This window comes from Nitrococcus sp., from assembly GCF_059432795.1.
Genome location: NZ_JBXWZQ010000162.1, coordinates 11,199 through 24,477, shown reverse-complemented (window position 1 = coordinate 24,477; position 13,279 = coordinate 11,199). Strand labels below are relative to the sequence as shown.

Below are 13,279 nucleotides of genomic sequence, written 5' to 3'. Positions count from 1 at the left end.
GAGATCAGTCTGGCTGCTCGCCCGGTGCCGCATCGATGACCCGCTCCGGACCGACCAGGACGGTCACCATTTGCGCGGGATCGAAATGCTTTCGAAACGCTTGCTGCGCCGCCTGTGCCGATACCCCTTCCACCCGCTCCGGGAAAGTCTGCAGATAATCCAACGGCAGCTGGTAGAAGCCGATCATGATCACGTGCGAGAGGATCTCCCGGTTACTGTCCAGGCTCAATGGGAAGCTGCCGGTAATATTTTGTTTCGCCGCCTCGAGCCGCTCGCGGGAGGGGCCGGCTGCCGCATAATCGCGCAGGCTCTCCCGCAGTACCCCCAAGGCTTCGTCGAGCTTGTCGTTGCGCACCGAACTGGCGAGCTCGAACCAGCCGCGCTGCGCGGCCGCCACCACGTAGCTCGACGTGTTGTAGGACAGGCCCCGACGCTCGCGCATCTCATCGGCGAGCAACGAGACCAGGCCGTTGCCGCCGAGCACGTGGTTGGCGACATAGAATGGGATGTAGTCGCGGTTTTTCCGGGATATCGTCGGTTCGCCGATCAATATGTGCGTCTGGGAGGAATCGAACGGCCGGCGCACGACCTTTGCCTTCTGCAAATCCGCCACGGGCGGCAATGCCGGCGCCGCCGAGCCGTGCTCCAGGGTCTGCGCCAGCCGCGAGGCAATCGACTCGGCTTGCCGACGTTGCAGATCGCCGACAATCGCGATGATCGCATTGGCGGCCACATAGTAGCGATCATGGAAAGCCAGCACATCATCCCGGGTGATGGCCTTGATGCCACTGATGGTACCCTCCGGCGGGTTGGCATACGGATGGTCGCCAAACAACGCCTGCCCAAAGGCGCGCTCGGCCACGTGGCTCGGATCCTGCTGAGCTTGGCGCAGCCCGATCAACGCCTGGGCGCGGCGCCGCTCGAGGGCGACGTCGGGGAAAACCGGTGCGCTAAGCACCCGCACGAGATGATCCAGCGTCGGCTGCAGATTTTCCGGTGCGCTCAGAGTGCGCACCGTGACGCGGCCGGTATCCCGGCTGTTGTCGGTCGACACACGCGCGCCATAGCGCTCGAAGCGTCGGGCGACGGCCCCCGCATCCAGGTCTGGCGTTCCGTCGGTGAGCAGGCGGCTGGTGAGCGCGGCCAGACCCGGCTTGTCGCCGTCACGCGCGGAGCCGGCATCGAAGACCAGGCTCAGGTCGACGATCGGCAACGTGGAGGTGGCGACGAAATAGACCCGCGTGCCGTTCGCCGTGGTCCAGTGTTGAATCTCCGGCATCGTCGCGCTCGCCGCGGGCAAGGCAAGCCACCCGCAGAGCGCCAGCATGAGGTGACGAAACTTCACGAATGCCCCTCCTTCTTGCCATCCGCCGGCTTTTTGTCCGCCGGCGCCGCATCGCCGCTCGGCGCCTTCGGTAACAGGATGCCCACCGTCAACCGATCCGGTCTCAGGTATTTTCGGGCAATTGCCTGGACCCGCGCGGCGCTCACCGCGCGGACATTATCCGGATAGCTCTGAAGTATGCGCCAATCGACTCCGATCGTCTCCAGCATGCCAATTTGCATGGCTTGATAGAACATGGAGTCGAGCTGATAAAGGTGATCGGCGAGCAGCAGATTTTTCGCGCGTTCCAAGGTCTCGGCATCCACCGGCGTATTCTGCAGACGCTCGGCTTGCTTGCGCAGCGCCTCCACCAGCGAGTCGACCGCGGTCTCGGGGCTGGGGGTGGCATCGAAGACGAACAGCGAGTCCAGGCGATCGATCGGGCCGTAGCTCGCGCCGGCCGACGCGGCGATCCGCTGATCGCGAACGAGCTCCTGGGAGAGCCTCGCTCCCTTGCCGCCGTCGAGAATGCTCGCCAGCACCATCAGATCGTAGACCTCGTCGCGCTGGCGCGCCGTCGCCATCGAGGGCACCTGATAGCCGAGCAGCACATAGGGGACTTTGACGTCCTTGCTGTGCATGACCAGGCGCCGCTCCCCCGGCGTTTGCAGATACTCATCGCCGCGTGGCTTCGCCGTGGTGCGCGCCGGCACTTGGCCGAAGGTCTCCTTGGCAAGGCCGAGCACTTGCTCCGGCCGCACATCGCCGACGACCACTAGGAGGGCGTTGCCGGGCGCATACCACCGCGCGTACCAGGCCCGCAGATCGTCGATGGTGATGGACTCCAGATCGGCCTGCCAGCCGATGATCGGCCAGGCATAGGCACTCGCCGGATAGGCGACGGTGTCGAAATGCTCCCCGAAACGGCTCCTTGGCTGGTCCGTGATGCGCATGCGCCGCTCTTCCATGACCACCTGACGCTCCTTGGCGAACTCCTGCGCATCCAATCTCAGATGCTGCATTCGGTCGGCCTCGAGGCGAAAGGCGATATCCAGCCGATCCGCCGCGAGCTGCTGAAAGTAAGACGTGTAGTCCCGCCCGGTGAACGCGTTCTGCAGCCCGCCGTTACGGGCGATGATGCGCGAGAACTCGCCGGGCGGGTGTTTCGCGGTGCCCTTGAACATCATGTGCTCGAGCATGTGCGAGATTCCGGTCAGGCCGAGCTGCTCATAGCTCGAGCCCACCCGGTACCAGACTTGCGAGACGGTGACCGGCGCCCGATGATCCTCGCGCACGATGATGCGCATTCCATTGTCGAGCCGGTATTCGCTGACCGGCCATTTCGCCCCCTGACCGGGCTCGGCGTCGCCTGCCAGCACGACGCCGCAGGCGAGCAGGCCCGCTAGCAGCAAATTGATTGACGTTCTTATCATGAACCCTCGCCTCGTTCCCAGGTTGTCCCGACCTCGGGGAAGGAGTGGTAGGATACCATCCTCTTTGTGGCCGACCATTGATGCGGAGTTCCATGCTGGGTTTTCGTCGCAAGAAGCACAGGAAGGACCGAGCCGTCGATCCCGACAAACACGCCGAGCCCGAGCCGCTGCCAGAGCCGGCGCAGGCGTCCGATGCGGACGAGCCCATCGAGCCGGACCCCGCTCCGGCGCGAGCGCAAGACACGCCCCGCGCCGGCTGGCTCATGCGGCTGCGCGCGGCGCTGCGCAAGACCGGCAGCGGATTCGCCACGCTGTTTCTCGGACGCAAGATAATCGACGAGGAGTTGCTCGAGGAGCTCGAAACGCAGCTGCTAATGGCCGATGTCGGCGTCGCGGCCACCCAACGCATCATCGATGACCTCACCGCGCGGCTCAAACGCAACCAGCTTGCGGACGCCGCGGCGCTGCAAGCCGCATTGCGCGACGATATGATCGCGATTCTTGCGCCCTGCACCGAGCCGCTGGCGATCAACGCGCGCCCCTTCGTCATGCTCACCGTGGGCGTCAACGGCGTGGGCAAGACCACGACCATCGGCAAATTGGGGAATCGCCTGCGTGACAATGGCTACGAGGTGATGCTGGCCGCCGGCGATACGTTTCGGGCGGCCGCCGTTGAGCAGATCAAGGTCTGGGGCGAGCGCAGCGGCATCCCGGTCATTGCCCAGCCGACCGGCGCGGATGCCGCCTCCGTGGTCTATGACGCCCATCAGGCCGCCATCGCCCGGCAAATCGATGTATTGATCGTTGACACCGCCGGACGCCTGCATACGCAGAGCAGCCTCATGGAAGAGCTCAGTAAAATCAAGCGGGTATTGGGTAAACAGGATGCGACAGCGCCCCATGAGGTCTTGCTGGTGGTTGACGCCAGCACGGGCCAGAATGCCCTGGCGCAGGCCCGTCAATTCCATGCCGCGGTGGGAGTGAGCGGTATCGCCATCACCAAGCTCGACGGCACGGCCAAGGGCGGGGTGATCTTCGCTATCGCCCAGCAGCTCGGCCTGCCCATTCGGTGCATCGGCGTGGGCGAACAGATCGAGGACCTCCGTCCCTTCACCGCCGAGGAGTTCGTCGATGCCCTGCTCGCCCTGCCCGAGCAGGAGAGCGCATCGGAATGATCCGATTGGACGGGGTAGGCAAGCGCTACCCTGGGGGCAAGGAGGCCTTGCGTAACGTCTCACTGCACGTCGGCCGAGGCGAGCTGGTCTTCATCACCGGACACTCCGGGGCGGGCAAGAGCACTTTGCTGCGGTTGATTCCATTGTTGGAGCGGCCGACACATGGGCAGGTTCGCATCGCCAACGTGAGCCTGGCGCGGCTGCCGCGTCGGCGCATCCCGCTGCTGCGCCGTGGCATCGGGATGATTTTTCAGGACCATCGCTTGCTCTACGACCGTCCCGTCTTCGACAACGTGGCCCTGCCGCTGGTCATCGCCGGAGCGCCGTACAGAGAGATCGGCCGGCGCGTTCGGGCCGCGCTCGACAAGGTGGGATTGCTCGACAAGGAGCGTCAATACCCGGTCACGCTCTCCAGCGGCGAGCAGCAGCGTGTCGGTATCGCCCGGGCAGTGGTCGCCCGCCCGCCCATCGTGCTGGCCGACGAGCCCACGGGCAATCTCGATCCGGAGCTCTCGGGGGAGATCATGCGGCTCTTCGAGCAGTTCAACGAGCTCGGCGCCACCATGATGATTGCCAGCCATGACGTGACGTTGATCGGGCGTTTGGGACATCGACGCTTGACCCTGACCGAGGGCAGGCTGGCCGATGACCGTTGCGGTCGAGGCCGGCAAAGCTGAGGCGCCGATGAAGCCACGCCGTCCGCCCGGAGCGCTTCGCCGATTTTTCAGCGCCTGGCTGGATGGGCACGCGCGGGCCCTGGTGGGTTCACTGGGGCAGCTTACCCGGAATCGACTACCGAGTCTCATGACCGCCGGGGTCATCGGCATCGCGCTCGCATTGCCGGCCGCCTTTCTTGTCCTGTTGGACAACGTCCAGGCCCTGACGAGTGGTTGGCAGGGGCAGCCGCATGCCTCGTTGTTTCTCAAACCGGGGCTGGATGCCGAGGAAGTCGCCAGCCTCGCCAGGAAGATCGAGTCGCGAGACGGCGTTGTTCACATCCGTATCATCACCCCGGAGCAGGGCCTCGAAGAGCTTCGCGAAGCCTCGGGCTTCCGCCAGGCCCTGCTCATGCTGCCGAGCAACCCATTGCCGCCCGTCATCGAAATACAGCCGAGCGGCACGCTCACGCCGGCGCGGGTGGACTCGCTCATCGAAGAGCTCGGCAGCTGGCCCAACATTGAGCAGATCCGCTTGGATCGAGACTGGCTCAGGCGCCTGCAGGCCATTATTGAAGTATTCGAGCGAGGCACGTGGATCGTCGCCGCGCTGTTCGGCATCACGGTCATACTGGTGGTGGGCAACACCATCCGGCTCGACATTGAAAATCGGCGCGATGAGATCATTATAGCCAAGCTCATCGGCGCCACCGATGCTTTCGTCCGCCGGCCATTCCTCTACGCGGGCCTCTGGCTCGGCCTTGCGGGCGGGCTGCTCGCCTGTCTGCTGGTCGAAACGAGCCGGTTGTTGCTGAGCGGGCCGGCAGACCGTCTGGCGAGCCTTTACGGCAGCCGCTTCGAGCTGGCTGGAATCGGCTTTTCCGGCGGCCTCACCCTGCTCGGTTGCGGAGCGTTTCTAGGCTTGGTCGGTTCCTGGCTCGCCGTGGGCCGGCACTTGACGGCGATTGAGCCGCGCTGAGCTACCCCGATCACCCCATGGTGCAACGACGCGGGCGTTCCCGGCGGGCTTGAGTTATCGTTCGCTGCCCCCATTTCAGTGCGCAATGCCCGCGGCGTGCGCGGCGGGATTTCGTGTCGACTCGCCGCCCAACGCCCGGGAACCACTCGGCGCGCCCCGGCGCCGGTTAGCGGTTCGGGCGAGTCTTTGTAGGGGAACTTTATGCGACTTATGCCCTCGAAAGAAATGAAGAAATGCTAGACTGTAAACCATCGTGAGGGACGGTATTCAGAACCGTCATCGACCACGACTGAGGGGAGACGAGATGGATTCGACCAAGGCGCTAGTCCGATCCGATTTGAGCACATTGCCGCTCAAGGTCGGCAGTGAGGAGCATTATATGCAGGCGGTCACTCGTCTTCCGACGCTCAGTGCCGAGGAGGAGCATCAGCTCGCGCGCCGTTATCGCGATAACAACGATATCGAGGCCGCACGCGGGTTGGTCTTGTCGCACCTGCGCTTCGTGGTGCATATCGCGCGGGGTTATACCGGCTATGGCCTACCGCTTACCGATCTGATCCAGGAAGGCAACATCGGTTTGATGAAGGCGGTCAAGCGTTTCGATCCGGACGTTGGAGTGCGTCTGGTCTCCTTTGCCGTGCATTGGATCCGCGCCGAGATCCACGAGTTCATCCTGCGCAATTGGCGCATCGTCAAGGTAGCCACCACCAAGGCGCAGCGCAAGCTGTTCTTCAACCTGCGCGGTGCCAAAAAGCGCCTCGGCTGGCTGAACCGCGCCGAGGTCGACGCCGTAGCCAATGACTTGGGTGTCAAGCCTGAGGCCGTTCGTGAGATGGAATCGAGGCTCTCCAGCCAGGAAGTGAGCTTCGATCCGGGCCCGGAGGCGAGCGAGGAGGACGACACCGTGCGCGCGCCCGCCGCCTACCTGCGGGATTACCGCCCGAATCCGGCCGAGGAGGTCGAGTCCCGCGATTGGGAGACCCACCAAAGCGAGTCGCTGGCAGCCGCCTTGGCCCGCCTGGACGAGCGCAGCCGCGATATCGTGTACCGGCGTTGGCTTAACGATCCCAAGGCGACGCTGCAGGAGCTCGCGGATAGTTACGACGTCTCCGCCGAGCGCATCCGCCAGCTGGAGAAAAACGCCCTGAAAAAGCTGCGCGTCGCCATGGGGGCGCCCATCTAGCCAATCCAAGCGACCGGCGCACCCCCCGTTGAACGTCGCGTGTGCCTTCTTTGCTACCGGCGAGCGCCTCGGAATAGGCCCTGGCGGAACGCAGATCCCCGTTGCCGGGCCCGCCGGCCGCTTCGCTTAGCCGGGGAAGCGGGTGGCCGACTCCCAGGCTTGCGAACGCTCCAGGCGCTCGCGGAGTTCCGCATCGCTCAGCCCGTCAAGTTCACGATACGCTTCCAGACGCGTTCCCGAGACCATCACGGTTTTACGCACGTCACCGCCCCCTTCCGGCAGGAAGAGCAGCACCTGAATCCCGTAAGACTCGTGCCCCACGAGCGCCTCCCAACGCCTGCCATCTCGGTCATGAAAAGCACGCATATCCTGGTTCACCCCCTTTATCGCGGCTCTCAGAGCAAGCCGCGCTCGGCCAGTGAAGTCACCTCGCCGTCGCCCACGACGAAATGGTCCAGCAGCCGGATGTCAACCAGCGCCAGCGCCTCCCGCAGTCGTCGGGTCAATACGGCATCGGCCCGGCTCGGCTCCGCGACGCCCGAAGGATGATTGTGGGCGACGATCAGTGCCGCGGCATTGCACTCCAGAGCCCGCCGGACGACTTCCCGCGGGTAGACGCTAGCGGCATCGATCGTGCCACGAAACAGCTCCTCGAAAGCAATCAAACGATTGCGGTTATCGAGAAACAGGCAACCGAAGACCTCGCACGGATACGCTCGCAGGCGGGTCTGCAGAAAGCGTCGGGTATCCTCGGGAGAGCCAAAAGTGTCACCACGCTGTAGCCGCTCGCCCAGATGACGTCGGCCCATCTCCAAAACCGCCTGAAGCTGTGCGAACTTGGCCGGCCCCAGCCCGCCGCGCGCGCAAAAGCGGCTCAACGTCGCCTCAAGCAAAGCGCGCAGCCCCCCGAAGTCGACAAGCAAGTCGCGCGCCAGATCCACCGCCGTCTGCCCAGGACGACCGGTGCGCAGAAATATCGCCAATAACTCCGCATCCGAGAGCGCTTGGGCACCTCGCAGAAGCAGTTTCTCGCGCGGCCACTCGGCCGCCGGCCAATCCGTAATCGCCATGGCAACCCTCCTTGTCACCGTTTGCTTGCAAAGTCGCGGATCGATTCTACACTTCGTTGCCACGCGCCCGCACCCTGACCCGAGCGCCATAAGGTGGACCGAAGATGAACCGCCGCGTGCCGGGAGGCGATCCGCGCCAAGCGCCCGCCATGACGCCTGCGCTCAACCATATCGCGACGGCGCCGAGTTGGATGAATCAAGCCGTCGTTTTTGGGTAAGCTGTACCGTCCTTGTACCGATCGAGAGCATGACCGCCATGTCGGCGCTTCCCGCACGCCAGATTCTACTCGGCATAACCGGCGGCATCGCGGCCTACAAGAGCCCCGATCTGGTGCGACGCTTGCGCGAGTCCGGCGCCGCGGTGCGCGTGGTCATGACGCGCGCCGCCACTGAATTCGTCCGCCCGCTGACCTTTCAAGCGGTCTCGGGGAAGCCGGTGCATTGCGATCTGTTGGATCCTGCCGCCGAGGCCGCCATGGGCCATATCGAGCTGGCCCGCTGGGCCGAGCTCGTATTGGTGGCACCGACGAGCGCCGATTTCATGGCGCGGCTGGCCCACGGTCACGCCGACGATCTTCTCACCACCTTGTGCTTGGCCACACAAGCGCGCATCGTGCTCGCCCCCGCGATGAACCGGGCAATGTGGGAGAATCCGGCGACCCAGGCCAACCGAACGCAGCTCCACGCGCGCGGCGTGCGTTTTCTCGGGCCGGACTGCGGTGACCAGGCCTGCGGCGAGCTGGGCGCCGGGCGCATGCTGGAGCCAACGGCAATTGTGGACGCGCTGCGCGGCTTCGAGGCGCAGGGCGCATTGCGGGGGTGCCGGGTCGTGATTACCGCCGGGCCGACACGCGAGGCAATCGACCCGGTACGGTTCATCAGCAATCGCAGCTCCGGAAAGATGGGCTTCGCGCTGGCGGCGGCCGCACGGCAAGCGGGGGCGCGAGTCCTCGTTATCGCCGGTCCCTGCGTCGAACCCCTCGCGGCGGACATCGAGCGCCAAGACGTGGAAACGGCCCAGCAGATGCATACAGCCGTTCTGGAGCACATCGCGGACTGCGATATCTTTATCGCTGCCGCGGCCGTCGCGGACTACCGCCCCGAAACGCTCTGCGCCGACAAAATCAAGACGAAGGAGACGGCGCTCAACTTACGTTTGCTGCGAAATCCCGATATCGTGCATGCAGTCGCCACGCTCGAGGCAGGTCGGCCCTTCACGGTGGGTTTTGCTGCTGAGACTGAGCACCTGGTAGAGCACGCCGAGCACAAGCGCCGGCATAAACGACTCGATATGATCGCCGCCAACTGGGTCGGACAACCGGACACGGGCTTCGACAGTACCAGCAACGCCTTGGAGGTTCTCTGGGAAGGGGGGCACATGAGTATCCCTCAAGCTTCAAAAGCCGAGGTGGCCCGGCGTCTCATCGACATCATCAGCGAGCGATATCATGCACAAAGTTCAACTGCGCATCCTCGATCCTAGACTCGAGAGCGAGTTCGCGCTGCCGGAATACGCCACGGATGGGTCGGCCGGACTGGACCTACGTGCGTGCATCGAGGCCGCCTTGACACTCGAGCCCGGCCAGACGGACCTGCTACCCACCGGCATCGCCGTGCACATCGGCCATTCGGGTTTTGCCGCGCTCATCCTGCCCCGTTCCGGCCTGGGTCACAAGCACGGCATCGTGCTCGGTAATCTGGTGGGTCTGATCGACTCCGACTATCAGGGCCAGATTCTGGTCTCCTGCTGGAACCGCGGATCGCGGCCTTTCACTATCGAGCCGGGGGAGCGCATCGCTCAGCTCGTTTTCGTTCCGGTGGCGCGGCCCACGCTGGAGATAGTGGAGGCATTCGATCCCAGCCCGCGCGGTGAGCGCGGCTTTGGACACTCCGGCCGTCTATAGACCGTCACGAGCGCAAAACACACACGCGATCTGGCCGGCGCGTGCCCGAGCAGGTTTTGGATGAAGCGCCGAGAGGCGGCCCGCGCAAGGCTATGAGGAGGATGGGGTGAATCGCGCCCAGATGCAGGATGCGTCCAAGACAACCGGGTCGAATGGCTCCAGGGCCGTCACCAGCTACTTCCTGGCGGTGGCGGCGATTACCATCGTCATACTGCTCGCCTCGCTGATCGTTACCGCGGTGCTCAGCCAACGCGGGAGACAAGCCCGTTGGCAAGAGGCCGCTGGGCAATCGGCACAGCTGATCAGCCATAACCTGGCCGAAGAGGTCGCCACGCTGCAGCAGGCGCTCGCACAAACAGCCGACCTCAAGGCCTTGCAAGACGCCCTGCGCGAGCGCGACCCGCTGGCTCTGAGCAAGCTCGCGCAGGTGCTGCAATCGGCGTTTCCACTGGCCGCCCGCCTGCTGCTCGTGCCCGAGGGAACCTTGTCGGCCGACCCGAACGCCAACCCGCCGATCGGCTATGCCTTGCTCGACATGGTCAAAACGGCTTCGGCAGGACATCGTCCGCCCGTGGAAATTCATCTGCCCGGACGCCCGGGCGCCAACGTCAACCTGGTCGAGCCAGTCCGGGCCGCCGAGCAGACCCTCGGCACCCTGGTGCTGACCTTTCCCGCTGATCGCTGGTTGCGCTTTCTTACCCCCCCGTCCGGGGCCTGGGCCAGCCTCCAACGGCACACCGCCGGCACCTCGGTGACGCTGTTGGAGTCGGGTAATCGCCAGGCCGCCGGTCAGCGCGTCCAGGTACCGGTGCCCGGCACCGCCTGGCAGCTTGAATACGTCAGCGCCCACGGCGCGGAGACATGGGCCGGCCTGCAGGCGCCTATCGTGCTTGCGGTTATCGCGGCAGCGATGCTGCTCATCCTGCTTACTGCCCTCGCGGCCGGTGTGCGACTGCGACAGGCGCTTAGCGCCGACGCCCGCACGCTCGCGCGCCTCGTCCAGGATAGCCTGGGCGGAGAACCGCGCGCGCGCTACCCGCTTCGCTTGCGCGAGCTGCAAGCGGCGCTTGCGCCCGCCAAATCCGCGGCGGGCGGGGCGCCAGCGTCCACGCCACGAGCCGATACCCCGGAGGCGATCCCTGAGGGCGCAAGCCGCCATCGCACGCGGACGGCGGCCCAATCGCCCGCCCAACACATGGAAGTGGCCGAGATCGAAGCTCCGTCGCCAGCGACCACGCCGGATCCCGGAGCGGCACCCGCCATCGATCCTTCGATTCTTCGCGCCTACGATATTCGCGGTCGGGTCGGCAAGACACTGACCCCCGAGACCGTGCATTGGCTTGGGTTGGCCATCGGCAGCGAGGCGGCCGCACGCGGGCAGCAATCAATCATCGTGGGCTATGATGGGCGCCACTCCAGCGAAGAGCTCGCCGCCGCGATGTGCGCTGGGTTGGCGGCAGCGGGCCGTAACGTCATCGATATCGGCCGGGTCCCCACGCCGCTGGTTTACTTCGCCACTTACCATTTCGACAGCCATGGCGGCGTCGCCGTGACCGGCAGTCACAATCCGCCGGAATATAATGGCCTCAAGATCATGCTCGGTGAGGAGACGCTTTACGGCGAGGACATCCAGGCGTTGGGCCGACGCATCGAGAGCGGTGATTTGACAACCGGTGACGGCAGTATCGAGCGCCGAGACATTCAGGCCGCTTATCGCGAGCGCGTGCTGCAGGATGTCGCGCTCCATCGTCCGTTCAAGGTGGTGGTCGACTGCGGCAACGGCGTGGCCGGCGCGATCGCCCCGGATCTCCTGCAAGCGCTGGGCTGCGAGGTCGTGGCGCTTTTCTGCGATGTCGACGGCGACTTTCCGAATCACCACCCGGATCCCACAACGCCGGAGAATCTGCAGACGCTGATCGAGCACGTGCGCGCGGAGCACGCCGATCTCGGCCTTGCCTTCGACGGCGACGGCGATCGGCTCGGCGTGGTGGACAATCAGGGCAAGATCATCTGGCCGGATCGTCAACTCATGCTCTTCGCGGAGGACATACTCAGCCGCAACCCGGGCTCGGACATTGTCTTCGACGTCAAATGCTCCAGTCGGCTCGCCGATGTCATCACGGAGGCCGCCGGCGTGCCCGTGCTCTGGAAAACCGGCCATTCGCTGATCAAAAGCAAGCTGCGCGAGACGGGGGCGCCCCTCGGGGGTGAAATGAGCGGGCACATCTTCTTCAATGAACGCTGGTATGGCTTCGACGACGGAATCTACGCGGCCGCGCGGCTGCTGGAAATCCTCTCCATGGACCCACGCGAGAGCGCCGAGGTCTTCGCACAGCTGCCCGAGGCGGAAAGCACTCCGGAGCTGCGCCTGAGCCTGGAGGAGGGTGAGCCCGAGCGGCTGATCGCCGCGCTGCTCGAGCAGGCGAGCTTCAGTGACGCCCGGGTAACGACCATCGACGGCCTGCGGGTGGATTTCCCGGACGGCTGGGGCCTGGTACGAGCCTCCAACACCGAGCCCTGCCTGGTGTGGCGCTTCGAGGGCGACGATGCCGAGGCGCTGCGGCGCATCGAGACCCTCTTTCGCGAGTTGATCGAGCGGGTCCGGCCTGGATTGGAGCTGCCATTTTGAAATCATCGAAACTCCGCACGCCCCCGGCCCAGATCGCCCACGTCCTCACCGAGGCACTGCCCTATATCCGACGCTTTCATGGCAAGACCCTCGTCGTGAAATACGGCGGCAATGCCATGGTGGATCAACACCTCAAAGAAAGCTTTGCCCGTGACATCGTGCTGATGAAGCTGGTGGGCTTCAATCCCGTGGTCGTGCACGGCGGCGGCCCTCAGATCGGTCGGTTACTGACGCGCATCGGCAAGGAGTCGGAATTCGTCGACGGCATGCGGGTAACTGATGCCGAGACGATGGACGTGGTGGAAATGGTGCTCGGCGGCCTGGTGAACAAGGAGATCGTCAATCTGATCAGCGCTCAGGGCGGCCGTGCCGTAGGGCTTACCGGCAAGGATGGCGGCCTGATACGAGCCCGCAAGCTGCACATCACCCGCCCAGGCGAGTCCGAGAAGGAACCGGAAATCATTGATATTGGCCACGTCGGCGAGGTGGACAGGATCGACGCCTCGCTGATCGACATATTGACCGGCGGCGCCTTCATACCGGTCATCGCTCCCATCGGAGTCGGCGTGGACGGACGCTCCTACAACATCAATGCTGATCTGGTCGCCGGCAAGCTCGCCGAGACTCTGCAGGCGGAAAAACTCGTCCTGCTCACCAATACCCGCGGTTTGCTGGACCGGGAAGGACGACTCCTCACCGGACTGGATCTGCAGGGGGTAGAACGACTGATTGCCGACCGGACGATTCACGGCGGCATGCTGCCCAAGGTGCGCTGTGCCCTGGAAGCCGTAGCACACGGCGTCCACTCTGCGCATATTATCGATGGCCGGGTGGAGCACGCCGTGCTTTTGGAGCTGTTCACCGATTCGGGCGTGGGCACGCTCATCCACGGCGAGCGCCAAGCAAGCTCGCCCGCCTGAGGCCGG

Annotated in this window: 12 protein-coding genes; 8 read left to right on the top strand and 4 right to left on the bottom strand. The window is 64.8% G+C overall.

Annotated elements, in window-relative coordinates:
• Window positions 1–4: 4 nt before the first annotated feature.
• Window positions 5–1,345, bottom strand: coding sequence for a M16 family metallopeptidase (locus AC52Q4_RS11515; protein WP_495536940.1), 1,341 nt, complete (start codon window positions 1,343–1,345; stop codon window positions 5–7).
• Window positions 1,342–2,757, bottom strand: a complete 1,416-nt coding sequence (locus AC52Q4_RS11510) for a M16 family metallopeptidase (protein ID WP_495536939.1) — start codon at window positions 2,755–2,757, stop codon at window positions 1,342–1,344. Before AC52Q4_RS11510 ends, AC52Q4_RS11515 begins: the two co-directional genes overlap by 4 nt.
• Window positions 2,758–2,849: 92 nt before the next feature.
• Here AC52Q4_RS11510 and ftsY point away from each other — a divergent pair, with 92 nt between their 5' ends.
• The 4 genes from ftsY (at window position 2,850) to rpoH (ending at window position 6,750) form a co-directional block, all read left to right on the top strand.
• Window positions 2,850–3,932 (top strand): signal recognition particle-docking protein FtsY, encoded by a 1,083-nt coding sequence (gene ftsY, locus AC52Q4_RS11505; RefSeq protein ID WP_495536938.1) that lies wholly within the window; start codon window positions 2,850–2,852, stop codon window positions 3,930–3,932.
• Window positions 3,929–4,609: a cell division ATP-binding protein FtsE gene (ftsE, locus tag AC52Q4_RS11500; RefSeq protein WP_495536937.1), complete on the top strand. Its 681-nt coding sequence runs from the start codon at window positions 3,929–3,931 to the stop codon at window positions 4,607–4,609. The genes ftsY and ftsE overlap by 4 nt, the downstream gene beginning before the upstream one ends.
• The gene (gene ftsX, locus AC52Q4_RS11495) at window positions 4,578–5,567 is read left to right on the top strand and encodes a permease-like cell division protein FtsX (protein ID WP_495536936.1); all 990 of its coding nucleotides are present in this window, start codon (window positions 4,578–4,580) and stop codon (window positions 5,565–5,567) included. The genes ftsE and ftsX overlap by 32 nt, the downstream gene beginning before the upstream one ends.
• Window positions 5,568–5,871: 304 nt before the next feature.
• Complete coding sequence (rpoH, locus tag AC52Q4_RS11490) at window positions 5,872–6,750, top strand: RNA polymerase sigma factor RpoH (protein WP_495536935.1); 879 nt, start codon at window positions 5,872–5,874, stop codon at window positions 6,748–6,750.
• A gap of 126 nt (window positions 6,751–6,876) precedes the next feature.
• Here the strand turns inward: rpoH and AC52Q4_RS11485 are convergent, their stop codons facing one another.
• Together AC52Q4_RS11485 and radC are read right to left on the bottom strand one after the other, a co-directional pair.
• A complete protein-coding gene (locus AC52Q4_RS11485; protein WP_495536934.1) occupies window positions 6,877–7,128 on the bottom strand; it encodes a hypothetical protein in 252 nt (83 codons plus the stop codon).
• Between the two features lie 17 nt (window positions 7,129–7,145).
• A complete protein-coding gene (radC, locus tag AC52Q4_RS11480) occupies window positions 7,146–7,820 on the bottom strand; it encodes a RadC family protein (protein WP_495536933.1) in 675 nt (224 codons plus the stop codon).
• Window positions 7,821–8,076: 256 nt separating this feature from the next.
• On the opposite strand from radC, the gene coaBC reads away from it, so the two are divergent.
• The 4 genes from coaBC to argB all read left to right on the top strand — a co-directional run bounded on the left by coaBC (window position 8,077) and on the right by argB (window position 13,273).
• Complete coding sequence (coaBC, locus tag AC52Q4_RS11475; RefSeq protein WP_495536932.1) at window positions 8,077–9,303, top strand: bifunctional phosphopantothenoylcysteine decarboxylase/phosphopantothenate--cysteine ligase CoaBC; 1,227 nt, start codon at window positions 8,077–8,079, stop codon at window positions 9,301–9,303.
• Entirely contained in the window at window positions 9,269–9,724 is a 456-nt protein-coding gene (gene dut / locus AC52Q4_RS11470; RefSeq protein WP_495536931.1) for a dUTP diphosphatase, read from the top strand. The genes coaBC and dut overlap by 35 nt, the downstream gene beginning before the upstream one ends.
• 106 nt (window positions 9,725–9,830) lie before the next feature.
• On the top strand, window positions 9,831–12,353 hold the full coding sequence (locus AC52Q4_RS11465) for a phosphomannomutase/phosphoglucomutase (protein ID WP_495536930.1): 2,523 nt from the start codon (window positions 9,831–9,833) through the stop codon (window positions 12,351–12,353).
• Complete coding sequence (gene argB, locus AC52Q4_RS11460) at window positions 12,350–13,273, top strand: acetylglutamate kinase (RefSeq protein WP_495536929.1); 924 nt, start codon at window positions 12,350–12,352, stop codon at window positions 13,271–13,273. Before AC52Q4_RS11465 ends, argB begins: the two co-directional genes overlap by 4 nt.
• Window positions 13,274–13,279 lie beyond the last annotated feature (6 nt).